This window comes from Rhodopseudomonas sp. AAP120 (assembly GCF_001295845.1).
Lineage (GTDB): Bacteria > Pseudomonadota > Alphaproteobacteria > Rhizobiales > Xanthobacteraceae > Rhodopseudomonas.
On sequence record NZ_LJIC01000016.1, the window covers coordinates 53,853 to 77,129 of the forward strand.

Below are 23,277 nucleotides of genomic sequence, written 5' to 3' on the forward strand. Positions count from 1 at the left end.
GCGCTCAGCCTTGCGCCGGGCCGACGCTGTCGGCGACGCGGGCACCTCTGGTGCCGATCGGCCTCGGGTGCCCAGTCGTGGTGTCGCGCGCCGTCTGGTGCTCCATCTCGGCATCGAGTTCTGCTCCGAGCAGGATAACGATGGCGGAGATCCACAACCATGTCATGAAGCCGATCACGGCGCCGAGCGAGCCGTAGGTCTCGTTGAAATTGCCGAAATTGGCCGCGTAGAACGAGAACAAGCCAGACGCCAGCAGCCAGGCCACGGCCGCGATGCCGCTGCCCCATGAGATCCAGCGCCAGCGCGGCGCTTCCCGGCTCGGCCCGTAGCGATAAACCACGGCGAGCGCTAACGCGAGCACGAGCAGCATCAATGGCCAACGCCCGATCCGCAGCAGCAGATCGCCGAAACTGGACAGTCCAACCCATTCGAGCACAACCGGAACGATCACGATCGATGTCAGCGCCGCCACGGCCAGCACGATGCCGCCGAGCGTAAAGCCGAGCGAGATCGCGTTCAGCTTGATGAAACTGCGCTTCTCCTCTTCGCGGTAGACGATGTTGAGGGTGTCGAACAACGACTTCACCGCCGCATTCGCGCTCCACAGCGAGATCACCAGGCCGATGACGAAGGTGAAACCAAGCGTCTCGGCGCCTTTCGAGGCGACCCGCGTGAGCTGATCGCGGGCAACGTCGATCGCTCCGCCCGGCAAGAACCCGCTGAACTGATCGAGATGCTTGGTGATGCTCGATGCATCGGAGAACACGCCGTAGATTGCCACCAGCGCCGCCAGCGCAGGGAAGATCGCCAGCAGGCTGTAGTACGTCATGCCGGCTGCCAGCGACATGATGCGGTGGGCCGAGAAATTCTGAACGACCCGCAGCAGGATGTCCTTCCAGCCGCGCGCCGGGATTTCGGAAGGTGCCGAGGCCGTCCGGCCACGATCGCCGTGCTCCGGTGCGGCAGTCTGGGGATCGTCGGCAGGCGACTCGAACTGATCGTTCTGCCCTTCGCGCCCGATCTGTCGATCAGCAGTCGGCAGCAGCCGAGAACGTCCCCGTGTCTCGGCAGAAGGCGGCAGCAGCCGATTGGCTGCCACGGAGAATGCGATCACCAGCGCAACGCGACCGAGACTCATCCCTTCCAGCCGCGAGCCGCGCGCGGAACTGGTGACTTGGTAGTCGGACATCGCCCCTCATCAGTGAAGCAGGATGACCGGCAACGGCGGACGCGGGTAGATAGTTCCTTTGGGGCGGCAGCGAGCACCAACACGGTCGGAAATCGTCGGCACTCGAATAAGACACCGAACTTGGTGCGATCGGGGGTGCAGGCCAGTTTTTATGCGGCCTTCAGCTCGTCCTCATAGCGCGCCACCTGATCGCGCAGCGCCTTCTCAAATCCGCCGTGGCTGCACTGGATCTCCGCATTAGCGATCCTCACCGCTTCTGCGTCGATGGCCACGTCCTTTGCAATCTTCTCGTGCTTGAACAGCCAGCGGGTGATTTCGGACCATTCCCAAAGCGGACTATCCGAGGTGACGCGCGCGACTGGGGACGGGAAGTTCTCCCGACGTTGCCCTTTCGCGTACTGCGTCACGGCGGCTCGGCTGAGGCCGGTGCGCGTCGCGATATCGGACAAGGAAACCAGAGGATCCGGCTCGACGCGGTCGATCGTCGCGCCGGCCGCTTGGACGTTCGCAACGGCGGACGAAATCGCGGCGGAGATGGAGGCCGCATCTCGCGCGAAATCGACGATGATGCGTCCCTTCTGAAACGAGATCGTCGCATCGTCGCAGCCCGCGTCGTAAAAACGCTGTTCGAAATCGTCCGCCTCCGGATCAAGGCCGGACGCAATGATGCTGAACTCAAATTTTTTCATTGGTGTCCTCCTTCCCGTGCGGGCAGCGATCGACGGCCCGTGCGATCTGTTTGGCATGGTCCTCGGCATTGCGTGGCGTGCCGTTGACGCCGATCTGGCATCCATCACGATCGGCGTGTGGACAGAAGAGCCGCCCCCAATGCCCCATGCTCCGCCATCGCCAGCCTTTGGCCTCTGCCGCCGCGACTGCTGCCTCGACTTCTTTGTTGGGGTGTCGCGGCCTATCCGGCATGCTGACAGCCAACATTTAGCGCGCCGTTAACAAATGTCAACACAATTGGTTCTCGGATAGGATGCAATCATCTTCAAATTTGAAGCTGGTAAACAACCACAGGGCACGCAGGCTCGCGCGTCGACTTTCGTCGGACATCCGATTGAAATCATATCGAGCCGCTCGCCGGTTCGCAGGGCTGCTAGTTCGGCTGATGGCGAGTGCAATTCCGACGACAAGGCAGTCGGCGTCACGCCTTGGGATTGGTCTCCGCCAAAATCCCTTCCAACCGCGCCTGCTCTTCGGCATTGAGCGGCACCGGGGTGTCAGCCACGGCTTCGGCTGCTCGGCTACGCCGCCGGATGTGCAGCCACAGTCCGAGCCCGCCGCCGATCAGCACCAGCGGCGGGATCAGCCACAGGATCAGCGTGTGCGCTTCGAACCGCGGCTTCAGCAGCACGAACTCGCCGTAGCGCGCCACCAGATAGTCGAGCACCTGCTTGTTGCTGTCGCCGGCCGCGATCCGCTCGCGCACCAAGAGGCGCAGATCCTTGGCGAGCGTGGCGTCGGAATCGTCGATCGACTGGTTCTGGCAGACCATGCAGCGCAGCTCGCGCGACAGCTCGCGGGCGCGCGCTTCCTTGGCTGGATCGGTCATCACCTCGTCCGGCTGCACCGCGTAAGCGATCGGTGCCGAGACAGCAACAGCAAGGACGATCCCGAGTGCGGCGATTAGCTTGCGCATCGCCCTACTCCGCCGGCTGCAGCGCGCGCTGCGGCTTGGCTGGCTTCGGGGCGCCGACGCGCAGGCGGCGATCGGACAGCGACAGCAAACCGCCAAACGCCATCAGCAGCGGGCCGTACCAGATCAGCAGCACCAACGGCTTGTGATAGATCCGCACCGTCACGGCGCCTTCGGTGTTGATATCGCCGAGCGAGACGTAGAGCTGGCTGAAGCCGCGGCTCATCAGCGCCGCTTCGGTGGTCGAGGTGCCGCGGGTCGAGAAGCTGCGCTTCGACGGCGTCATGGTGCCGATCGGCTTGCCGGCCTCGCTCACCGAGAACACCGTCTGCAACTCGCGATAATTCGGGCCCTGGCGCTGCACGGCGCCTTCGAACTTGAGTTCGTAACCGGCGAGCCGCGCGGCATCGCCTTCCTTCATCGCGGCGATGTGCTCGCTGTTCCAGGTGGTCTCGCAGACGATGCCGATCAGCGCGACGCCGAGGCCGGCATGGGCGAACATCGTGCCCCAGGCCGAGCGCGGCAGGCCGGTGGCGCGGCGCCAGGCGATCGACACCGGATTCCGCAGCAGGCCAATGCGCTCGATGATATCGACCAGCGCGCCGATGATCACGAACACCGCAAGCCCGATCGCCAGCGGCGCCAGCACCGCGCCGCCCGTGGTCCAGGCGAATACGAAGGCGATCGCCATCAGTGCGACGACGCCGGCGGCGATCAGCCGCTGCGCCGCGCCGAGCAGATCGCCGCGCTTCCACGCCAGCAGCGGACCGAACGGCACCGCCAGCATCAGCGGCACCATCAGCGGCCCGAAAGTGAGATTGAAGAACGGCGCGCCGACCGAGATCTTGTCGCCGGTCACGACTTCCAGCGCCAGCGGATACAACGTGCCGACGAACACCGTGGCGCACGCGGTGGTGAGAAACAGATTGTTCAGCACCAGCGCGCCTTCGCGCGAGATCGGCGCGAACAGTCCGCCCTGCTTCAGCGACGAGGCACGCCAGGCGAACAGCGACAGGCTGCCGCCGATGAACACGCACAGGATCATCAGGATGAACACGCCGCGCGACGGGTCAGTGGCGAAGGCGTGTACCGAGGTCAGCACGCCCGAGCGCACCAGGAAGGTGCCGAGCAGCGACAGCGAGAAGGTCAGGATCGATAAGAGGATGGTCCAGACCTTCAGCGCGTTGCGCTTCTCCATCACCAGCGCGGAGTGCAGCAGCGCCGTGCCTGCGAGCCACGGCATCAGCGAGGCGTTCTCGACCGGGTCCCAGAACCACCAGCCGCCCCAGCCGAGTTCGTAGTAGGCCCAATACGAGCCCATCGCGATGCCGAGCGTGAGGAAGATCCACGCCATCAGCGTCCACGGCCGCACCCAGCGCGCCCAGGCGGCGTCGAGCCGGCCTTCGATCAGCGCAGCGGCGGCGAAGGAGAACGAGATCGAGAACCCGACATAGCCGAGGTAGAGCAGCGGCGGATGCACAGCGAGGCCGATGTCCTGCAGCACCGGATTGAGATCGCGGCCCTCGATCGGCGGATTGGGAATCCGCAGGAACGGGTTCGAGGTGATAAGGATGAACAGATAGAACGCGCTGGCGATCCACGCCTGCACGGCGAGGACATGCGCGCGCAGCGACAGCGGCAGATTGTTGCCGAACAGCGCGACCAGGCCGCCGAACAGCGCCAGGATGGCCACCCACAGCAGCATCGAGCCTTCGTGGTTTCCCCACACGCCGGTGATCTTGTAGAGCAGCGGCTTCGCCGAATGCGAGTTTTCGTAGACGTTCACCACCGAGAAGTCGGAGGTGACGTTGAGCCACACCAGCGCGGCGAAGGAGAGCCCGACGAAGGCGAACTGCGCCAGCGCGCTCGAGCGCGCCACGTTCATCAGGCCGCCGTCGTTGAGCCTTGCGCCGAGGATCGGCACGGTCGACTGGATCAGCGCCAGCGCGAGCGCCAGCACCAGCGCGTAGTGTCCGGCCTCGGCGATCATTTGCCGGGCTCCGCGGCGCTGGCGGAGGCGGCACCGGCCGGCTTCTTCTCGTAATCGTCCTTCCAGTGGCCCTGCTTCTTCAGCGCGTCGGCCACTTCCTTCGGCATGTAGGTCTCGTCGTGCTTGGCCAGCACGGTGTCGGCCTTGAACACGCCGGTGTTGTCGAGCGCGCCTTCGGCGACGACGCCCTGCCCTTCGCGGAACAGGTCGGGCAGGATGCCCTTGAACGCCACCGGCACTGCGGCTTCGCCGTCGGCGACCTTGAACGACACCGCGAGGTGATCGCCGCGGTGCAGCGAGCCGGGCTCGACCACGCCGCCGAGGCGGAAGCGCTTGCCGACGCCGATATGCTGTTCGAACACCATCTTGGGCGTCGAGAAGAACACAATCGAGCCGCGCAGCGCGTTCAGCACCAGCCCCACCGCGATCGCGAGCACCACGCCCGCGCCGCCGATCATCGCCAACCGCCGCTGCTTCCGCGTCATTGCCAGATCCTGTCCCGGCGCCGTAAATCCGCGCTTCGATCACGAGCGATGCTTGGCGGACAATTCTGTCGGAAAAACCGCACGCGCACCGCCTCCATCCTCACCCGTCCAGCCCGAGGTTCTTGAGCCCCTCGTTGAGCTGCTTCAGCCGCTCGGCATTGCCGGCCACGGCCTGCCGCGCCTCGGCCTGTGCAGTCTTGGCCTTATCGGCCTCGCCCAGCACCATGTAGGCGCGCACCAGGCGCAGCCATCCTTCGACATCGTCGCCGTTTTGCTTGAGCCGCGTCGCCAGCCGGTCGACCATGCCGCGGATCATCGCGCTGCGATCGGCCTCGCTCATGGTCTTGGCCGACGCGATGGTTTCGTCGGGCAGCGCCGGCAGCGGCGTGCCCTCGACGCGCGCGAGCTGCGCCTGCAGCATCGGTCGCCACGGCGCATCGGCCGGCGCCTTGTCGAGCATCGCGCGCCACATCGTGGCCGCGTCCTTCGGTCGGCCGTCCTGCTCGGCGGCCAGGCCGAGGAAGTAGCGCGCCTTGACGTCGTCGGCGTTGAGCGCCACGGCGCGCTCGAATTCGGATTTCGCCTCGTTGGTAACGACGCCGCCAGCGGCCATCGCCAGCACCTCGCCGAGGTCGGCGTGGCGGTCGGCGGTCTCGCCCGCATAGGTCAGCGAATTGCGATAGGCGCGCGCCGCATCGTCGAGCCGGCCGAGCTTGGCCAGCACCGGCGCCAGCACGGTCCAGCCGCGGCCGTCGCTCGGATTCTTTTCGAGATGGGCCTCGACTTGCGCCACGAGATTTTCCAGCGGCTGCGACGCGCTCGCCGTCTTGGTGCGCTGCGCCAGCGGATCGTCGGCCATCATCGGCGAGCCGATCGGCAGATACACCGCAAGGGCGAGCGCCGGCAGCCCGATCAGCGCCAGCAGCGCGACGCCGCGCCGCAAGCCACGACGCGACGTTGCCGGCGCGCTGCGTTCGGCGTCGGCGCTGGCCAGTAACCGCCGCCCGATCTCGACCCGCGCCGCCGCCGCTTCCGCCGAACCGATCAGGCCGATCTGCGCGTCGCGATCCACCTCGGCGAGCTGATCCTTGTAGACCGCGGCCTCGCTGCCTTCGCGCTGCCGCGCGGCGCCGCGCCCGAGCGGCCACAACACGGCGAACACCGCGATGGCCGTCATGATCGCGAACACAAACCAGGGCGACATGCGTGGAGGGTTCCGGGGTGAAATGCGCGAGCGCCGGGCTGCGGCGCTTTCAAAACCGGCCGGGTTACACCATGGCAGGACCGGTGGCGCAATTGACATTTGCGACACCGGGATACGGCACTGCAGCACTCAAATCTTGATATGAATCAAGCGGCGCGATCAGCCCGCCCGCGCCGGCTTGCGCTCGACCACCACCATCGCGCTTTCCACGGCGCGGCGCATCAATTGCGCGTAGTCGTGGCCGAACAGCACTTCGCAAAACCGGATCGCCGCCAGCGCCTGCTGGTGGCGGAACGGCTTGACCCGCGGATCGCAACCGCGCAGCGACTGCACCAGCGCCTCGGTGGATTTCTCGACATATTGCTGCAGCTCGGAATAGGTGCGCAGCGTCATTTCGTTGATCGCCAGTTCGCTGGCGTAGTTGCGGCAGATCGCGACGAAGTCGATCAGCGCCGCCGCCTCGTCGACCTCGAGCTGGTCGATCCGGCTGTTGGCCGAGACCTCCTTGTCGGGCCGCTGTCGGAGCAGCCGCCGCACCCGGCCCGGCACGCTCTCGATCTCGGACTTCAGCGCGTTGGAGATGTCGACCCGGATCGCCGCGAGGCGCTTGCCCCAGGTCGAGTCGCTGCGCAGGTCGAGCTCGGTGCGCAGCCCGCGCACACCGTCGTGGATCAGCTTCAGCTTCTCGGCGACGTTGGTGTAGTGGCCGCGCTTGAGTTCATCATGCAGGTCGGCCGTGAGCTGGGCGAGATCATGGATCGCCATGGTGACGGCGACGCCGTAGGGCGTGGCGGCCACGCGGATCTCGTCGTCGGAGCCGGCGACCTTGATGGCCAGCCGCACGATCTGCCACGGCTGAGTCAGGTGCTGCAGGATCATCGTCAGCGCGAACGGCAGCATGATCGGCGTCTGCAGCGCCGGCACGTTCAGCGCCCCGATCATCGAATTGACCTGCGAGTCGCCGAAGCTGCGCAGGTTGGACGACAGCTTGCCGTCGAACGTCTCGAGCGCCTCGCGGTTGGCGAGCACCGCGCCGACACCGGGCAGATCCTCGACCGTGGACGGCGGCCCGACCCGCGACATCGCGCGCTGGCGGTCGACGCCCGGTTCCGGGTTGATCACTTTCTCGATCGCCTGGGCGGCAGCGGCCTGCAGCTTGCGGACCAGCGGGTCGACCTGGGCGGCGCTGCCGCCGCGCAGGCCGATCAGCCCGCCCTCGAATTCCCGCACCTGCGCCGGAATTGCCTCACGCTCCAGCCATTGCCAGATCGACGTCAGCGACCCGCGGCGGATCTGGCCGGGGCGCGGCTGCTGGTTGCTGTCGATCAGGAACGGCTCGAGCACGCGGAACATCAGCCGTGCCGGGTCTTCGGTGCGCGGGGCGGTATCCTCGTCGGAGCCGCGCACGATCTTGCGCAGCTCTTCGAGCACGAACCGCGCCACCGCGACGTCGTCGCCACGTTCCAGCGCACGCTCGAACTCCCGCATCAGCAGCGCTTGCGACTGCGGCGGAAGCTGGACGAGGTACTCCCTCAGCCGTTCGGTCGGTGTCTGGCTCATACGCCCGGAAATTCTGCACGCTTGCGGTCGCGTCGGCCGCACGGATGCCCGCCGGACGCTGCCTTCAGGGATACAGGGGCGGCGTTAAGAAGGAGTTGAGGCAACCGTTCAACGAACCCGATTCAGGCTCTGCATCAACCGCAAGCGAGCGCCACAAGTGGTTGGTAGATCGTCATAATCACGATCGCGGGCAGTCGGCGGGGCGGCCGTCAGCCGGCCGCCGTCCAGGGCCCGTCATTGGTCCGGCAGGCGGTGCCGCGGGCGATTTCGAGCTGGCCGGCGATCGTCACCATGTGGGAAAAGCCGCGGCAGGTCGCGCCCTGCTTGGCATAGGCCGGCCCGGGGACGATGTTGCCGTAGCGCCCCGAGGACGGATTCTTCCACGGCACCGGCGCGCCGGATTCGCCATGGTCGAGCGCTTCGAGCTCGGCCGCATAGGCCAGCCGGCGGTCCTCGGCATTCAGCAGCGCGCCGATCTTCGGCCCGATCAGACCGCCCATCGCGGCGTTGTCGACCGCGGCGGCCGCACCGTCGCCGGCACGGTCAGGACCGGTCCGCGAGAGATCCGAGCCGACCGTGCTGGTGAAGGAATCGACCCGCGCATACAGGCCCGTGGTGCGATCGCAGCCGCCCAGCGCGAGCGCGCCGAACATCACCAGCAAAGCCGTCGGCCTTCCGAAGCTCACATCTGCACGCCGGCGCGTCGTCATCGCAATCCTCAACCATTCCTGCGGGCGTCTTACACCGAAATTCCTAACGCTCAAGGCAACACCGGGAAATTTTGGCGCCGCTGTGGCAGGAACTGATGCGTTACGCCGCAGGCAGCTTCAGCTCCGCCCGCAGGCCACCGATCGGGGCGTGGCCGAGGGTCAGTTCGCCGCCGTACAGAGCCGCAAGATCGACCACGATGGCGAGGCCGAGGCCCGATCCGGGCTTGCTCTCGTCGAGCCGCTTGCCACGGCGGGCGACCTGCGCCCGCTCCGCCGCCGACAGTCCGCGGCCGTCGTCGTCGACGATGATCCGCACCAAAGCCGTCGGCCCGCGTTCCGCGGTCGCCTCGATGAATACCCGGCTCGCCGCCCATTTGCAGGCGTTGTCCACCAGATTGCCGACCATCTCCTCGAGGTCCTGCTTCTCGCCGCGGAATTTCAGCCCGCTCGTGACCTCGGCGCGGACCTGGATGTCGCGGTCGCGGTGGATCTTCTCCATCGTCCGGCGCAGCGCCTCGATCACCGGCTCGACCTCGGTGATGGTGCCGACCACGGTAAGCCGCGCCGCGATCCGCGCCCGCTCCAGATGGTGCGCCACCTGGCTGCGCATGATCTCGGCCTGCTCCAGCACCTTGGCGGCGAGCGGGTCGCCGGGCCGGGCGGCGGCCTCGTTGACCAGCACCGACAGCGGCGTCTTGATCGCATGGGCGAGATTGCCGACATGCGTCCGCGAGCGTTCGACGATCTCGCGATTGGCTTCGATCAGCGCGTTGGTCTCGCGCGCCAAGGGTTCGATCTCGACCGGGAACTTGCCTTCGAGGCGCTCGGCACGGCCGGAGCGGATGTCCGCGATCGAATCCGAAATCCGCTTCAGCGGCGCGAGGCCGAACCGGACCTGGAAGATCGTGGTCAGCACCAGACCGATCGATAGCGCCACGAAGGTGCCGGCCAGGTAGTAGTCGAAGGTCCGCGTCTCTTCGAAGATCTCGGTGGCGTCGCCCGCGACCGTTACGACATATTTGCCGTCGGCGCCGAGATCGACCGGGCGCTCGACCATGCGCAGCGTCTGGCCCTCGGGCCCCTCGACATAGCCTTGCCGGACGCCTGACGGCCCGAGTTCGACTCCCTGGTCCTCCAGCCGCGGCAGCTTGCGATCCCACAGCGAGCGCGAGGCCCGCGGATCGATCTTGTCGGTGTCGGTGCGGACGATCTGCCAATACCAGCCGGACAGCGGCAGATCGAACAGCGGCTCGCCGATCGACTGAAACTGGTCGGGCGCCGCGTCCGGCGTCGCGACCTCGGCGATGATGGTGCGCAGATAGAGATTGAGTCGCCGGTCGAAGGCGCGCTCCGAGCCCTGCCGGTACACCGACGACAGCACGATGCCGGTGATCGCCAGGATCACCACCACCCAGGCGGTCGCTGACAGAAACAGCCGGGTGGCGAGCGAACTGGCGCGGCGGCGCGGCGGTTTGGTGGAAGCGGCCGAGCTCGCCATCAGCAGCCCGGCTTCCGCAACGACGCCCTCGCCCGCCCGCTCACGGCCGGCTGCTAATGCGCTTCGCCGGGCGGCGGCGACAGCAGATAGCCGAGGCCGCGCACGGTCTGGATGATATCGACGTCGAGCTTCTTGCGGATGCGGCCGACGAACACCTCGATGGTGTTGCTGTCACGGTCGAAGTCCTGGTCGTAGAGATGCTCGACCAGCTCGGTGCGCGACACCACACGCCCGGCGTGGTGCATCAGATACGCCAGCAGCCGGTATTCGTGCGAGGTGAGCTTGACCGGATGGCCGCGGACGCTGACTCGGCCGGTGCGGGTGTCGAGCGACACCGGGCCGCACACCAGTTCGGACTGGGCGTGGCCGGCGCTCCGGCGCAGCAGCGCGCGGATCCGCGCCAGCACTTCCTCGAGGTGGAAGGGCTTGGCGACGTAGTCGTCGGCGCCGGCGTCGAAGCCCTGCACCTTGTCGCTCCAGCGGTCGCGCGCGGTGAGGATCAACACCGGCATCGCACGCGCGTTGCGGCGCCAAGCTTCCAGCACCGAGATGCCGTCCATCTTGGGCAGCCCGATGTCCAGCACCACCGCGTCGTACGGCTCGGTATCGCCGAGGAAATGCCCCTCCTCGCCATCAAAGGCGCGGTCCACCACGTAGCCGGCGTCGGTCAACGCGGTGGTAAGCTGGCGATTGAGATCAGGATCATCTTCGACGACGAGCAGCCGCACCTTGAACTCCGCTCTTTCGATGCACTGGCGATATTACCGTCGTGAACATGAGCGGCGGCGGCGTGAATGCGCGATGAACAACGCCGCCTCGCCCGTTACTTTTTCTTCACGACGGCCTTAACCAGCTTCTCGATCGCGCCGGGAGCGTCTTGCCCGGTGGCGGCGCAGACCTTTTCGCGCGTCCGGCCACTGACATAAACGCCTAGCACGCCGAACCGGAAAGCCCAATAGGTCGCCAGCAGCGCGGTGGCGCCGATCAGCGCGTTGATGGTTTGGATATCACCGGTCCAGAACTCGTGCACCAGCACGGTCCACAGCGCCGCGCATTCGAGCGTCAGCTCCCACGCATAGGCCGGCCGCCACCAGCGCTGGATCGCGTCGCTCGAGGCGATCTCGGCGCGGATCGTCGCATGAGTCTCGCTGATCGCGGTGCGCTGGGTTTCCGCTTCGGCCTGGATCGCCGCGGCCCAGCGCGCCTCGGCCTCGGCGATCTTGTCCGGATCGACCGACGGCAGTGAGGCCTGCACGGCTGAGGGCGTCGGCGCGGCACCGACCACCTCGGACAGGATCTGACCGGCCGCGCCGCCAAGCGGGCCGCCGAGCGCGCTACCCAGCATCGGCGCGCCGAGCGCGATCACCTGTTTGGCAAGGTCGCTCCATTCCATGATCAGTCCCTCCTGAAAGCAGCGGCGAGCGCCGCAACGAGTGTCGCCAGCCGGCCCGCCCGCGGAGGCGCGGGCGCAAGCGACGGCAACGGCAAAAGCGAAGGTGAAGGTGAAGGTGAAGGCGCCGGCCGATCAGAAGACGCGGGCGCCAGCGGCGGCGACGCGACGATCGGCACGTCGGCCATTGCCTCCTTCCATCGCGCCAGCCAGGCGCGGCGCTGCGCAAGGCCGATCGTGCCGCCGTTGAGCCGGCGCGTGACGCCGACGATGTCGTCGGCCCGCGCGAATGGCATGCATCCGCAGGCAACGAAGTCGGCGACGCCGCACAACAGGAAGTACCGCGGGTCGTTGACCCGGTCCGGATCGCCGACGAGATCGAGCCCGGTGAGCGCGGCGAGCCGGGCATAACCCTCACGTCCGGTCGTCTGCGCCGCACCTCGGCCGCGATACCGCCAGCCGTCATCGGAGCCGGGCGCATTGCCCATCCGGCCGTTATAGACCTTGTTAGCCAGCGCCCGCGGAGCGTGCGCATAAGGCGTAGCGGCGGCGAGCGTTGGAAAGCGCGACGGCCACACCTGCATCATCCGCGCCGCCGTGTAGTTCAGGTTCTCGACGACGTCGCACCCCGCCCCGCATTCATGACTGAGCTGCGCCATCACATGCGCCACCAGCAGTGGCGTATCGATCCCGTGCCGCGCAAACACCTCATCCGCCGACGCGACCATCCCGGCGCGCAACCCCGCAATCCTGCGATCGCCGTCGGGCCAGAGCCGGTTCAGAACAGTTCCGAAATTGGACATGAGGGATCTCCATAGCGGCGCGCGCCGCAAGGCGATGCGGATGCCAGTTGATGCCGGGTGGATGGATCAAGGACGTGAGTGGGAGACGCGCGCATAATTCGTGCTTGGACTGTGAACTTTGTTGACTGGAGATCGTTAGCTGGTGTCGATCAGAAAAGGCATCCGATGCACAGCCTAAACCTGCTGCGGCCGATCCCTGTTATTGCCGAGGCGATCTATATTCCGTTCTTTGCAGAAACCTCAGCAAGCCCTGATAACATCGCACTTCTGGTTGATGGCAGCCGTTACCCGATCGAAGCGATTTCGTCAGAAGCCGCGACGCGGCTGTCGGCCGTGATTGACGTTAGTTCGGTTCCCGCAAGCGGCGGCCCGCTCGAATTGACGTTGATGAGCGCCGACGCGACCTTGTTCTCCTCGACAGTAACCGTTCCATCGGAGATTTCTTCCGCGGCGCGCAGGATCGCTTCGTCACGTCAGCGCCGATTGAAATTCGTGCGTGACAATCTTGCATGCACGTCCTGCGGCACAGCACTCGACTCCAGTGAATGCCGGACGTGCGGCGCGCGCTTCCACCAGGAAACGCAGGCGGTCAACGCCGTAGCAGACGGCGGCTATCGCATTCCTGCGGCCATCGATACCTCTCTGTGCGTATTTGACACAATTGAGATCGAAGCGATCGAGCAAGCTGCAGCGACCGGCGGGATGGCGCTCAATTTCGGAGCGGGAATTCCAAGTCACGTCTACGACAACGTGATCAACCTGGAGATCGCAGACATGGCGTGCACCGACGTCGTGTCGGTTTCCGATCGTCTGCCTTTCGTCGACAATACATTCGACGTTGTGATCGCGCTCCATGTTTTGGAGCATGTCCAGCGACCTTGGATCACCGCGAAGGAGCTGGAACGGGTTCTGAAACCCGGCGGCATTGCGATCGTGACGGTGCCCTATGTCTGCCAGGTTCACGGCTTCCCACATCACTACTTCAATCCAACTCCACAGGGCCTGAAATCGCTGTTCGATGGGATGCAGGTCGTATCCCATACGATGAAGGGCGACGCACATCCGATCAATTCTGTTCAGCAGATTCTCGGCTGTTACAACGCCATCCTCCCACCCGATGCTCGGGCCGAGTTTGCAGAGATGACCATCGGAGAACTGCTCTCAATTCCGCTTGCGGAAGCCGTCGGCAGACCGTGGGCACTGGCAGCCGAAGAACATGGCCGCTGGCTGATACCGGCACATACGACCCTGTCGGCGCGTAAGGCGAACGAATACAAATAATTCGAAGACGCCAAGCATTGCCATCGCCATGGCAATTAGTCTCAGCACTACTAAACCACCTTAGCACGAGTATTTTACTTTCCTCAATCATTGATCTATTTCCCAGGCATTGGGAGATTTCGTCATGATTGATTTTTGTCCGCCCCAGCCGGCGTGTTGCAAACTCGACATCAAAGCCCCGTAACGGGTACACTGGATCTTCCCTGCCGTATCAGGGTCTTCCGCAACGGCATTGACCTTGGCTTATTCGCCCCCAACGTTGGCGAACGCAGCTTCAGCATTAACTTTGAACCAATTCTGCCAAATGACCAGGTGGAAGTTTTCACTGAGGATGGGCGTCCGCTCATCAACTCGCCATTTACAGCACCGGACCGTCTGAGCGAGATCATTGATGGTATCGATCTGTGTAGCAGTCGCATCCTTGAGATGGGACCGCTGGATCGCCCATTGCTATCAAAAACCGCTGCCACCGTGAGCTATGTCGACCATGCTAGCCGCGCTGATCTTCTGAAAAAGTACGAGGGCACCGGCACGGCAGGAACTGTATCGCCCGCTCACATCGCCGAAATAGACATCGTATGGGATGGGGTTGGACCGATAGTCGAAGTGACCGATCAGCGTTTCGACGCTTGTATTTCCTCGCATGTAATCGAGCATGTCCCAGATATCATTTCATGGCTTCAAAATATCGGCTCGGTTCTCCGTCCAGGATCGCTCATCATTATGGCTATTCCAGACAAGGAGCGAACATTCGATTTCTACCGCCAACCCACAAAGCCGGCGGATTTGATCGCAACTTACCTGGAAAAGCGAACGAGGCCTTCCCCCGCACAGGTGTTCGATCACATCACCAATGTCGTGGAGTTCGGCTCGCCTCGCCCACCACTCGATCCGCACGTTGTCGATGAGGCCTACCGGCATGCCTGGGCCGTTCACCACAATCCGCACTATCTCGACGTACACTGCAGCGTTTTTACACAACAGTCGTTCCTCAGTTGTTTCGAAACACTCGCATATTGCGGGCTGATCAACCTGAAGCTTCGAAACTTTTTTCCAACGCGAGCAGGCGCGAATGAATTCATCGTATCGATGGAGTATGGTGACTTTTCACTGCCCGACATGGCTGAGTCCTTTGCTGCCGCTCGGCGTACGATTTCGCCTTCAAACAATCTCAATCACACCGCTAGCGGCGACTGTCTGACCTGATGTCACTCCGATTCCGCTATTGTCGTACTTCGTGAAAACGATGAAGCTTCCTCCACCAGCGACCGAGGCAACGAAAAGAACATTCGCACTCATATTATTCGCCGCCAAAATACAATGCGCCGCAGGCGTCATCCCTGGGGGAAGGCTTACGTAGAAATACGACATAGCGCTGCCGATGTTGGCGACTGCGATGCTGACGCGGAGGAAGACGGTTTTGCCGATGCGCTTGTAGGCGCCGGTGGCGGTGACGGCGCCGAAGCTGCCGCCGCCCGGCGTCACGGTCGGGGTATACGGCGTCCAGGCGCCGCGATCGACGCCGCCGGCGATCAGGAACCAGCGCGCGGCGGCGCCGTCGTAGCGCAGCAGCGCCGCCTGCCTGGCGCTGATCGCGACGTCGCCGCCGAGCGAAAACCGGTTCGCCGCGGCCGAGGCCGCGCTGTCGCTGGCGAGCGTCAGCGGCTGGCTGCCGACATTGACGACGCAGACGATGCGGCCCTCGGCGCCGCCGGTGAGCCCGGTCAGGCTGCGCGCCGCATCCGACCACAGCTGCAGCACCGAGGCGCCGCCGAGCCCGGCGGGCGCGTAATCGTTCTGGTCGGCGGTGAGCTGCGGCGGCGCGGCGACGCCGGTCAGCGCCAGCCCGCGCGGCAGCGCGCAGCCGCCGCCGGCCGGATCGATCGTCAGCGCCTCGACCCAGTTGGCGCCATCGGCGGAGACCTTGAGCTTGAACGCATCCGAACCGGTGAGGCCGAATTCGGCGCGCCCCGAATAGGCGTCGGAGAACACCACCGAGGCGGTGTTGCCGGCGCCCGACTTGGCGAGCTGGACGCGGACGTCGCCGCTGCCGCCGTCGGCCGGGTCGATGGCGGCGAACAGCGCGGCGTTCGACTTGACGCTGAGCAGGTTCGGCGCGGCAGCCGTGGTGTTGACGCCGAGATGCGCGGCATTGTCGAGCGACACCCGCAGGTCGCGCAGATCGCGCCAGCGCGCGCCGTCGAACACCAGCAGCACGTCGTCGGCGACCGACCACACGCACCAGCCCTGCTTCGGCGTCAGGAACGCCCAGGCGCCGTCCTGCCAGGTCGCGATCGCCTGCGCCTGCCCGCTCCACGCGCCGCCGGCGCCGGCCGCCACGATGTGGCGCTCGCCTTCGGCCGGCGCCGCCGGCGGCGTCGTGCGGCTGCGGTCGGCGACCGCGATCTGGATCGCGGCGTCGAGAATGCGCAGCGCTTCGTTATGGGTGACGTGCTTCTGCGCCTGCGCGGCTTCGATCAGCGGCAGGCCGAGATGGGCGGTGGCGGTCATCGGCGGCTCTTGGTTGGTACGTTACAAGGTGACGATGCGGTCGCAGGCGCTGCCGGCCCCGACCGCGGCGGAGAGCTGCGCGACGCGCAGATGCAGGCTCGGCTGCGGCGCGCCGAAATCGGCGAGTTCGTCGGCCGCGGCGTACAGCGCCTGCGGCGCGCCGCAGGTGATGCTCCGCACCACCGCGGCGCCCGACAGGATCTGCAGCGTATAGGCCTCGGCGTCTTCGCCGAGCGGCACCTCGCCGTCCCAGCTGTCCGCGTCGATCCGGCTGCGGCGGATCCAGCTGATCGCGACGCCGTCGGCGCGGCGGCGCGCCGCAAGATGCACCGGCGCCAGCGGCCGTAGCGCGGCCGAGCCCGGCGTCACCGACAGCGCCACTGCGCTGGGATCGTCGTGGCTGCGCCCGGCCGCGACCACGCGTAGCGCTTTCGGCCGGCCGAGCGCGTCGCGGCCGCGCGCCAGCGTCACCAGGTTGCGATCGAGCAACACGAACGGGGCGCTGGCCGGCAGCGGATCCCGCATCGCCGGCTCGGTCCCGGCCTGGCCGCGGAGCAGTCGCGACAGCAAGTAAGTGTGTCCGTCGATCAGCTCGGCATTGGCGAATTGCAGAACCTCCCACTCGCCGCCTTCGTTCTGCACCGCCGCCGCGTTGCCGCCGGCGAGCACGCGCGCGTCGGGCAGCGACGACAGTGCACCGCCATACAGCCGCACCCGTACGCGGCTGCCGCGATCCCACAGCGCCAGCGGCCCGCGCGGCAGCGGATCGAGCGTCTCGCCGACGACCGCGCGCACCGCCGCGCTCGCCACCGGCTGATAGCTCGCGCCGTCGGCGGAGGCGTAGATCAGTTCGGCGCCGGGCCACGGATCGGCGAACACCGCGAGCCGCGTCAACACGTCGGGCGCCTGCGCGTCGATCACCGGCAGATCGAGCGCGACGACATGCGCAGGCCCGAGCGCCGCCGGCATCTGCGGCGCGATCCGCCGCGGCGCGCGCTGCGGCAGCGCGAACACTTCCGGATCGATGCTGCGCGCCTTGATCTGCCGCGCCTCGGCGTCGACGATCTCGCCGATCTCGAACAGCCGCCGCCGTCCATTCAGCGTCACGCCGACCACGTCGCCCGGCCCCAGCCGCAGATGCTGCGGACCGAGCGCGAAGGTGGCGGTCTCGCGCCCGGCCCACAGATCCTGCAGGAAGATCTCGGCGCGGCGCGCGGCCGCCGCCTCGTCGGTGATCACCGCGAGATCGCTGTGCACGACGCGGGCGGCGCCGCCGACCAGCCGGCGCGAGGCCGCGGCGGCGCGGCGATAATCCGCCAGCGCATCGGAGAAGCCGAACGCGATCTCGTGCGGCAACTCGGTCTCCTGCGCCCGCGTCAGCCGCGACGGCGCGCCCTTGTCGGGCAGCACCAGGTCGTCTTCGCCGAACTCGGCCAGCGGCGCACCGCCGCGCTGCACGAAGCGCAGCACGCCGTCCGCGGCCGCGGCATCGAACCCGTAGGCCATCGCCAATGGCTCGATCATCGCCCGCGGCGTTATCGGCCGGTCGACCACATAGCCGTCGCAGGCCTCGCGCAACGCGCTGCTATCGACGCCGCCGACACCGCTGTCGGCGAGCAGCTGCGCCACCAGCGCATCCAGCGGCGCGCCGCCGAGCCGGCCGGTCAGCCAGTGCCCGGTCTGCCAGTTCGGCGCGTCGCTCCAGACATCCTCGGCGCCGGGAAACACCGGATAGGGCCGCGCGTCCCAGGTCCACAGATGGATCGCCGACGGATCGATCATCCGCCCGCCATACAGCGGCGACACCGGGTTGCGCGCCTCAGGGGCGCCGAACACCGGATCGAACGCCGTGATCATCGCCTCGAGATAGCGGCGCTGGATCAGGTCGTCCCGATCGCCGCTGGAGAAATACGGCACATAGTTCTCGCTGGATTTCGGATCGGGAAACACGCTCGGCTGGTTGGCGCCCTTGTCGACCGCCGGGCAGCCGACCTCGGTCAGCCACACCGGTTTGCTCATCGGCACCCACCCGGTCGGCGCCGCAAGCTCCGCGCCGCCGACGCGCTCGTGATGCGGCTGCGCCCAGAAGCTGCGGATGTCCTTGACGCGGAAGGTCCACGGCTTGCCGAGCCCGTCGGTGATCGGCACGCGGGCCTGCATCGCGCGGGCGCCATCGTCCGGGTAGTACCAGTCGAACGCCTCGCCGGCGGTGACGTTGCGCGCCAGATAATCGCGGTCGTAGGTCGAGGCGGCGATCGCGGCATCGAGATGGCCGGCGTCGTCGCGCCAGTCCGCGAGCGGCGCGTAGTAGTCGATGCCGATCGCGCCGATCGCCGGCGACGCCCACAGCGGATCGAGCGGAAACCGCACCTCGCTGGCATCCGGCGTCACCACGTCGGCGCCGTATTCGGTCCAGTCGGCGCCATACGTCACCAGCGTGCCGCCGCCGACGATCGCCTTGACGTCGGCGGCGAGCGCGACGAGCTGCTGCACCGCCGGATACACGCCCGGCGCCGAACGGACGCGCGTCAGAGCGCGTAGTTCCGAGCCGATCAGGAACGCATCGACCCCGCCCGCGTCCGCGCACAGCCGCGCGTAATGCAAGATCATCCGCCGATAATTCCAATAGCCGCCGGTGAAAAAGCCCGCTACCTGGCCGGCCGCCGCCGCGGTGCCCTGCGGCGAGCCGGGCAGCCCCGGCGCCGGATCGCAGGTGATGCGGCCGCGCCACGGATAAGGCGGCTGCGGCACCGCGCCCGTCCATGGATTCGGCAGCGCGTTGCCGGCCGGCACGTCCATCATCACGAACGGATAGAACGTCACCTTCAGGCCGCGCCGCTTCAGCTCGCCAATCAGGTGAGCGACGCTGTCGTCGGACGGCGTGCCGCCGAACGCCGGGCGGCCGTTCACCTGCGACACCAGCCAGGCATCGTCGCGGCTCGCGCCCGCGACCGACCAGGTGGTGAGGCCGAGCCATTTGTCGCGGCTCTCGACGCCCGGCCGCACACCGCATTGGCCGGCGCGCAGATCGGTGCCGAACCACGCCACCACCAGAGCGACGCGCTCGAGCCGCGGACACACGCCCTGCAGATCGTCGAGCGCGGCAACGACATCGGACGGCGCCTGCGCGACGTGGCGGTTCTCCGGCTTCGAACTGCCCTTGTCGACGATCTGCACCAGCGTCGCCGGCTCGTAGCCGAATTCGGTGGTGCCGGGGATCAGCGTCACCGCCCGCACCATCTGTTCGAGCAGGCCGACCGGCCGGATGATCTCGAACGACAATTGCGGAATCCGGTTGCCGAAATCCGCCAGCGGCAGCCGCTCGAACACCACGTAAGCGACGCCGCGATAGGCCGGCGCATTGCCGGCGCCTTCCTTGGCGACGATTAGTCCGTCCGGCGCCTGATCCTCGTCGCCGCGATAGACACGGACGTTCAGGCCCGACAGGTCGAGCGGCTTGCCGTCCGCCCAGATCCGCGCGACGCGGCCGATCGGCCCTTCGCACAGGCCGACGGCGAAGTTGGCGAAGTACGTGTAGGTCGTGGTGGTCGTGGTCGGCCCGCCGAACCCTTTGCCACCGGCCGAGCTCTCCTCGGTGCTGATCACTTCGTCGAGCTGCGTCGCCCAGATCACCTGGCCGGCGAGCCGCGCCCGGCCATAGATGCGCGGGATCGGCGCGCCCTCGGTCGAGGCCATCACGTCGAGGTCGGCGAGCCGCGGCCCTTCGACCTTGCGGCCGCCGCCACCGAACAGCGACTGATCGAGCGCATTGCCGACCAGCGCGCCGGCAATCCGCCCGGCAATCGCGCCCGCCGGCCCGAACAACGAACCGACCGCAGCGCCGGCGACGGAGAGTACGAGAGCTGCCATGGAATCGACCTTGCTGAATTGCCGCGCGCCCTCGCTCCACGCCGCGCCGGATGCGGCTGGATCGATGTGGCAGGCTGTTCACACCCGCGAGCGAGCGGTGCTGTTCGAATTGGGAGTTGACCATGACGGGACTCGCCCGCGCGGCCCCAGCCATCCCCCTGCGGCCGACGTGATCCGCGCGCCGTGCAGAAGCGTCACGCGCCGACGGAAAACCGCTCGCGTGGGATTGCGCCGAGCACGCGCGACGCTCAGGTCGCCTCGTCGGTGACCCCAGTTAGCTGCGGGGTACGCACGAACCAGATCCGTGCAAACACACGGTCGCGGAGAACGACATGATGATACAGCGCCGCCGCGACGTGCGCGACGAGCAGCGCAATCAGCAGCCGCGCGCCAAAACCATGCGGGATCCTCGGCCGATAGCGCCAGAAATCCGGCAGCGCCGCCACGTCCGGAGAAAAGATAGCTGGGGCCGCCCGGCTGGCCAGCATCATGCCGATGCCGCTCGCGACCATGCCGAGTACCACCACGTAGAACAGCAGGTGCACAGCCCGGGCGATCCATTGCGGCGGCAAAGGCGCGGCGACCGGCGCTGGCATGCGGTCGATGCCGAGCCACCACACAATGCGCACGACGGTGAGCACCAGGACCAGGGCCGCCAACGGCAGATGCAGCCGTAGCAGTGCCGCCTTGGTGGCGACGTCTTCGGCCGCCGCGGCGCGAAAGCCGGTCAGCAGCGCGACCAGGATCGACAGCGCGGCGAGCCAATGGATCGTCACCGCCACCGCGCCATATTGATCGGATGAACTTCGCAGCGCCATCGCAGTCGTCCCTATCTTGGAAATTCTCACCGCGTCGCCGCCGACAGGCCGAACCTCCGCGTCAGCCGGAAGCCGTCGCGAATGCTGAGGCCGATCAGCGTAAGGTTGATCGCGCCGGCGATCAGTTCCACCATCTGCACCATTGTGAAGATCCGATCGAAGTGACCGGCGGCGGCGCGCTGCTGCAGCACGATCGCGCAAGGCACCAGCACGGCGACGCCGTTGACGGCGATGAACCGCATGCGTCGGCGCTTGGCGGCGGCGATCGGATGCGGCGACTTGCCTCCAAGCTTGAAGCCGCTGGCACCGGCGAATGCGATCGCGGGGATCAGCACGGCGAGGCCCCACAGGATGCGCAGCTTCACGGCGGCGATCGCGGCTTCGTCGCCGCCGAGTTCGACCACGACGGTCGAGGTCCAGCAGCCGAGAATGGTGAGAAACGCGACGACGCCGGCGATCGGGTGGAGCTTCTTGATCATTCCGAACTCCTGTCGCTGAGCTGTGCATCGAGCCGGTCCCGCATCGTACTCAGGGCGTCCCGGGTCTTGCGAAGCTGGCGCGGATCGACGCCAGCGATCATTGCGGCGGCGACCGGAGCCCACAGCTCGCTCGCCTGCTTGAACACGCGCTCGCCGCGCGGCGTCAGTGCCACGAGCTTGGCGCGCTTGTGGGCCGGATTGGGCGCGAAGCCGACTAGTCCCGCCTCGGCGAGTTCGTCCACGATCCGCTGCACCGATTGCCGGGCCAGCCCCATGTTGTCGGCGAGCCGCGCCACCGGGAACGTGCCGCGTCCATGGGCGACCGAGCCCAGCACCTGCCAGCGTGCGCTGCTGAGCCCGAGCGGCTTCACCAGGGCATCGCCGAACCTGATCAGCGCGCCGTTGAGCCGGAAGATTTCCAGCACAAGGGCGTTGGCGGGATGGTCGAACGGTTCGTCGGCTGAGTTCTTCATGACAGCATTCTGTCATTTCGACAGCCTGCTGTCAATTCCCATCGGCCCGACGTTGCCCCGGGACGCGACGGAAGTCCAATGCCGCCGGCATTGACGACCGCTGCCGCATTTGCATCGTAGGTACGTCGCGGCGGGGGCCGGTGCGGGATCGAATGATGCAGGAAATACTGGCGAGTGCTGGGGCCGCGATCGCGGCGTGGTTTGCCGTGTATTTCGTCGGCAAGCCGGTGGTCGCCCTGCAGCAGCAGCGCATCGCCGCGCTGCAGACCGCCGAGCGTTACTACGCGGTCGACATCAGCGCGAGCGAGGCGGAACGCGATGCCGCCGCCAAGGCGCTGTTCGAGGCCGGCGTCGCGCTGCGCGCCTATCACCGCGGCTGGTCGACCGCGGTCCGGATGTGGAGCTGGGGGTGGGGCTACGATCTCGACCTCGCCACGCAATGCCTGTTCGGCCTCGCCGAAGGCGCCCGCAGCGACGCACCGACCTCGCCCGACGCGCGCCGCAACACGCTCAATGCACTGTACATCGCGCTGGCCGCTCACAAGCACCTGCCGCGCGAGACCGTCGACGCCATCCGCCGCATGATCGCTCAGACCCAGACGGCCAGTCACGACACCGCGCGAGCCGACGGCACCCCGTCGTAACGTCGGTCCCGACGCCCCTCACCCCACATCGGGAAACGCGAACGCATAGGCCAGTCGCCGCCGCCACCACGGCGCGATCGCGATCTCGCAGACCGCGGCGCCGTCATGCGCGTGGATCATCGTCGTGGCCGAACTGGCGATCGCCGCATGCTTGGCAACGCACCGCTCGGTCCAGCGAAACAGCAGCACGTCGCCGGCGCCGAACGCGTCGCAGCCGATCGGCAGCAGATGGCGCAGCGCGGCCGCGGCGAGCGCCTCCTCGCCGCGCGCCTCGGCCCAATCCGGCGCATAAGGCGGCGGCGCTTCGGGCTCCTCGCCGATGCAGCCGCGCCAGACGCCGCGCACCAGCCCGAGGCAGTCGCAGCCGACGCCTTTCACCGACGCCTGATGCCGATAGCGCGTGCCGATCCAGCTCCGCGCCTCGGCCACCAGCGCGTCGCGCGTGATCAATCTGCTCATCTGATCTGGTCCGTGAGAAAGAAACGGAGGGCAGCTACGCCTTCAGCGGCCCGGTGAGCGAACCGCCGCCGTTGCCGGGCGTGCCGGGCACCGGATAGCTGACGACGAAGTCGTTGCCGGGGATCTGCGGAAAGCCGCGGAAATTGCCGGCGTTGCCGAACCGGTCGCGGCAGGTCGCGAACCGCTTGTCGCAGCCCGCGGTGATCACGAAGCCGTCGCCTGGCGCGACCGGCTCGGCCATCGCCTGCCACAGCGACAGCCGGATTTGCCC

23 protein-coding genes are annotated in these 23,277 nt (G+C 67.0%); 3 read left to right on the forward strand and 20 right to left on the reverse strand.

Annotated elements, in window-relative coordinates; genetic code table 11:
- Positions 1 to 4 precede the first annotated feature (4 nt).
- The 13 genes from IP86_RS03390 to IP86_RS03445 form a co-directional block, all read right to left on the reverse strand.
- Positions 5 to 1,189 (reverse strand): YihY/virulence factor BrkB family protein, encoded by a 1,185-nt coding sequence (locus tag IP86_RS03390; protein WP_245290518.1) that lies wholly within the window; start codon positions 1,187 to 1,189, stop codon positions 5 to 7.
- Positions 1,190 to 1,338: 149 nt separating this feature from the next.
- A complete protein-coding gene (locus tag IP86_RS03395; RefSeq protein WP_054161109.1) occupies positions 1,339 to 1,878 on the reverse strand; it encodes a helix-turn-helix transcriptional regulator in 540 nt (179 codons plus the stop codon).
- Entirely contained in the window at positions 1,865 to 2,125 is a 261-nt protein-coding gene (locus IP86_RS27930) for a hypothetical protein (protein WP_245290519.1), read from the reverse strand. Before IP86_RS27930 ends, IP86_RS03395 begins: the two co-directional genes overlap by 14 nt.
- 214 nt (positions 2,126 to 2,339) lie before the next feature.
- Positions 2,340 to 2,834 (reverse strand): cytochrome c-type biogenesis protein, encoded by a 495-nt coding sequence (locus tag IP86_RS03400; protein ID WP_054161110.1) that lies wholly within the window; start codon positions 2,832 to 2,834, stop codon positions 2,340 to 2,342.
- Between the two features lie 4 nt (positions 2,835 to 2,838).
- A complete protein-coding gene (locus tag IP86_RS03405) occupies positions 2,839 to 4,821 on the reverse strand; it encodes a heme lyase CcmF/NrfE family subunit (RefSeq protein ID WP_054161111.1) in 1,983 nt (660 codons plus the stop codon).
- Positions 4,818 to 5,306 (reverse strand): cytochrome c maturation protein CcmE, encoded by a 489-nt coding sequence (gene ccmE / locus IP86_RS03410; protein ID WP_054161112.1) that lies wholly within the window; start codon positions 5,304 to 5,306, stop codon positions 4,818 to 4,820. The genes IP86_RS03405 and ccmE overlap by 4 nt, the downstream gene beginning before the upstream one ends.
- Positions 5,307 to 5,406: 100 nt before the next feature.
- A complete protein-coding gene (ccmI, locus tag IP86_RS03415; RefSeq protein WP_054161113.1) occupies positions 5,407 to 6,510 on the reverse strand; it encodes a c-type cytochrome biogenesis protein CcmI in 1,104 nt (367 codons plus the stop codon).
- 159 nt (positions 6,511 to 6,669) lie between these two features.
- Positions 6,670 to 8,070, reverse strand: a complete 1,401-nt coding sequence (locus tag IP86_RS03420; protein WP_054161114.1) for a hypothetical protein — start codon at positions 8,068 to 8,070, stop codon at positions 6,670 to 6,672.
- Between the two features lie 209 nt (positions 8,071 to 8,279).
- On the reverse strand, positions 8,280 to 8,780 hold the full coding sequence (locus IP86_RS03425) for an RT0821/Lpp0805 family surface protein (protein ID WP_054161115.1): 501 nt from the start codon (positions 8,778 to 8,780) through the stop codon (positions 8,280 to 8,282).
- 100 nt (positions 8,781 to 8,880) lie between these two features.
- Complete coding sequence (locus IP86_RS03430; protein WP_054161116.1) at positions 8,881 to 10,278, reverse strand: sensor histidine kinase; 1,398 nt, start codon at positions 10,276 to 10,278, stop codon at positions 8,881 to 8,883.
- A 53-nt stretch (positions 10,279 to 10,331) separates the two neighbouring features.
- Positions 10,332 to 11,006, reverse strand: coding sequence for a response regulator transcription factor (locus IP86_RS03435; RefSeq protein ID WP_054161117.1), 675 nt, complete (start codon positions 11,004 to 11,006; stop codon positions 10,332 to 10,334).
- A 95-nt stretch (positions 11,007 to 11,101) separates the two neighbouring features.
- A complete protein-coding gene (locus tag IP86_RS03440) occupies positions 11,102 to 11,671 on the reverse strand; it encodes a 3TM-type holin (RefSeq protein ID WP_054161118.1) in 570 nt (189 codons plus the stop codon).
- 2 nt (positions 11,672 to 11,673) lie between these two features.
- Positions 11,674 to 12,471 carry a glycoside hydrolase family 19 protein gene (locus IP86_RS03445; RefSeq protein WP_054161119.1) on the reverse strand — a complete coding sequence of 266 codons (798 nt, stop codon included), beginning with the start codon at positions 12,469 to 12,471 and terminating at the stop codon, positions 11,674 to 11,676.
- A gap of 111 nt (positions 12,472 to 12,582) precedes the next feature.
- Between IP86_RS03445 and IP86_RS03450 the strand changes: the two genes are divergently transcribed.
- A complete protein-coding gene (locus IP86_RS03450; RefSeq protein ID WP_156332381.1) occupies positions 12,583 to 13,752 on the forward strand; it encodes a methyltransferase domain-containing protein in 1,170 nt (389 codons plus the stop codon).
- Between the two features lie 135 nt (positions 13,753 to 13,887).
- On the forward strand, positions 13,888 to 14,958 hold the full coding sequence (locus tag IP86_RS28510) for a class I SAM-dependent methyltransferase (RefSeq protein ID WP_156332382.1): 1,071 nt from the start codon (positions 13,888 to 13,890) through the stop codon (positions 14,956 to 14,958).
- Here IP86_RS28510 and IP86_RS03455 read toward each other — a convergent pair.
- From IP86_RS03455 to IP86_RS03475, 5 genes are all read right to left on the reverse strand, one after another.
- A complete protein-coding gene (locus IP86_RS03455; protein WP_054161121.1) occupies positions 14,914 to 16,263 on the reverse strand; it encodes a DUF2793 domain-containing protein in 1,350 nt (449 codons plus the stop codon). The genes IP86_RS28510 and IP86_RS03455 overlap by 45 nt on opposite strands.
- A 21-nt stretch (positions 16,264 to 16,284) precedes the next feature.
- The gene (locus tag IP86_RS03460) at positions 16,285 to 20,133 is read right to left on the reverse strand and encodes a baseplate multidomain protein megatron (protein WP_054161122.1); all 3,849 of its coding nucleotides are present in this window, start codon (positions 20,131 to 20,133) and stop codon (positions 16,285 to 16,287) included.
- 248 nt (positions 20,134 to 20,381) lie between these two features.
- On the reverse strand, positions 20,382 to 20,951 hold the full coding sequence (locus IP86_RS03465) for a cytochrome b (protein ID WP_082363810.1): 570 nt from the start codon (positions 20,949 to 20,951) through the stop codon (positions 20,382 to 20,384).
- A 26-nt stretch (positions 20,952 to 20,977) separates the two neighbouring features.
- Positions 20,978 to 21,430 (reverse strand): hypothetical protein, encoded by a 453-nt coding sequence (locus tag IP86_RS03470; protein ID WP_054161123.1) that lies wholly within the window; start codon positions 21,428 to 21,430, stop codon positions 20,978 to 20,980.
- The gene (locus IP86_RS03475; RefSeq protein WP_054161124.1) at positions 21,427 to 21,903 is read right to left on the reverse strand and encodes a MarR family winged helix-turn-helix transcriptional regulator; all 477 of its coding nucleotides are present in this window, start codon (positions 21,901 to 21,903) and stop codon (positions 21,427 to 21,429) included. The genes IP86_RS03470 and IP86_RS03475 overlap by 4 nt, the downstream gene beginning before the upstream one ends.
- A 152-nt stretch (positions 21,904 to 22,055) precedes the next feature.
- On the opposite strand from IP86_RS03475, the gene IP86_RS03480 reads away from it, so the two are divergent.
- On the forward strand, positions 22,056 to 22,547 hold the full coding sequence (locus IP86_RS03480; RefSeq protein ID WP_197279612.1) for a hypothetical protein: 492 nt from the start codon (positions 22,056 to 22,058) through the stop codon (positions 22,545 to 22,547).
- 18 nt (positions 22,548 to 22,565) lie between these two features.
- Here IP86_RS03480 and IP86_RS03485 read toward each other — a convergent pair whose 3' ends face one another.
- Both IP86_RS03485 and IP86_RS03490 read right to left on the reverse strand, forming a co-directional pair.
- A complete protein-coding gene (locus tag IP86_RS03485) occupies positions 22,566 to 23,006 on the reverse strand; it encodes a C40 family peptidase (RefSeq protein WP_054161125.1) in 441 nt (146 codons plus the stop codon).
- A 34-nt stretch (positions 23,007 to 23,040) separates the two neighbouring features.
- The coding region (locus IP86_RS03490) for a phage/gene transfer agent baseplate hub protein (protein WP_197279614.1) at positions 23,041 to 23,277 on the reverse strand (237 nt) is incomplete at its 5' end.

Bases quoted from the DNA above. Each gene is read 5' to 3' on its own strand.
- IP86_RS03390 (WP_245290518.1), bottom strand. From the start codon at position 1,189: ATGTCCGACTACCAAGTCACCAGTTCCGCGCGCGGCTCGCGGCTGGAA.
- IP86_RS03395 (WP_054161109.1), bottom strand. From the start codon at position 1,878: ATGAAAAAATTTGAGTTCAGCATCATTGCGTCCGGCCTTGATCCGGAG.
- IP86_RS27930 (WP_245290519.1), bottom strand. From the start codon at position 2,125: ATGTTGGCTGTCAGCATGCCGGATAGGCCGCGACACCCCAACAAAGAA.
- IP86_RS03400 (WP_054161110.1), bottom strand. From the start codon at position 2,834: ATGCGCAAGCTAATCGCCGCACTCGGGATCGTCCTTGCTGTTGCTGTC.
- IP86_RS03405 (WP_054161111.1), bottom strand. From the start codon at position 4,821: ATGATCGCCGAGGCCGGACACTACGCGCTGGTGCTGGCGCTCGCGCTG.
- ccmE (WP_054161112.1), bottom strand. From the start codon at position 5,306: ATGACGCGGAAGCAGCGGCGGTTGGCGATGATCGGCGGCGCGGGCGTG.
- ccmI (WP_054161113.1), bottom strand. From the start codon at position 6,510: ATGTCGCCCTGGTTTGTGTTCGCGATCATGACGGCCATCGCGGTGTTC.
- IP86_RS03420 (WP_054161114.1), bottom strand. From the start codon at position 8,070: ATGAGCCAGACACCGACCGAACGGCTGAGGGAGTACCTCGTCCAGCTT.
- IP86_RS03425 (WP_054161115.1), bottom strand. From the start codon at position 8,780: ATGACGACGCGCCGGCGTGCAGATGTGAGCTTCGGAAGGCCGACGGCT.
- IP86_RS03430 (WP_054161116.1), bottom strand. From the start codon at position 10,278: ATGGCGAGCTCGGCCGCTTCCACCAAACCGCCGCGCCGCCGCGCCAGT.
- IP86_RS03440 (WP_054161118.1), bottom strand. From the start codon at position 11,671: ATGGAATGGAGCGACCTTGCCAAACAGGTGATCGCGCTCGGCGCGCCG.
- IP86_RS03445 (WP_054161119.1), bottom strand. From the start codon at position 12,471: ATGTCCAATTTCGGAACTGTTCTGAACCGGCTCTGGCCCGACGGCGAT.
- IP86_RS03455 (WP_054161121.1), bottom strand. From the start codon at position 16,263: ATGACCGCCACCGCCCATCTCGGCCTGCCGCTGATCGAAGCCGCGCAG.
- IP86_RS03460 (WP_054161122.1), bottom strand. From the start codon at position 20,133: ATGGCAGCTCTCGTACTCTCCGTCGCCGGCGCTGCGGTCGGTTCGTTG.
- IP86_RS03465 (WP_082363810.1), bottom strand. From the start codon at position 20,951: ATGGCGCTGCGAAGTTCATCCGATCAATATGGCGCGGTGGCGGTGACG.
- IP86_RS03470 (WP_054161123.1), bottom strand. From the start codon at position 21,430: ATGATCAAGAAGCTCCACCCGATCGCCGGCGTCGTCGCGTTTCTCACC.
- IP86_RS03475 (WP_054161124.1), bottom strand. From the start codon at position 21,903: ATGAAGAACTCAGCCGACGAACCGTTCGACCATCCCGCCAACGCCCTT.
- IP86_RS03480 (WP_197279612.1), top strand. From the start codon at position 22,056: ATGATGCAGGAAATACTGGCGAGTGCTGGGGCCGCGATCGCGGCGTGG.
- IP86_RS03485 (WP_054161125.1), bottom strand. From the start codon at position 23,006: ATGAGCAGATTGATCACGCGCGACGCGCTGGTGGCCGAGGCGCGGAGC.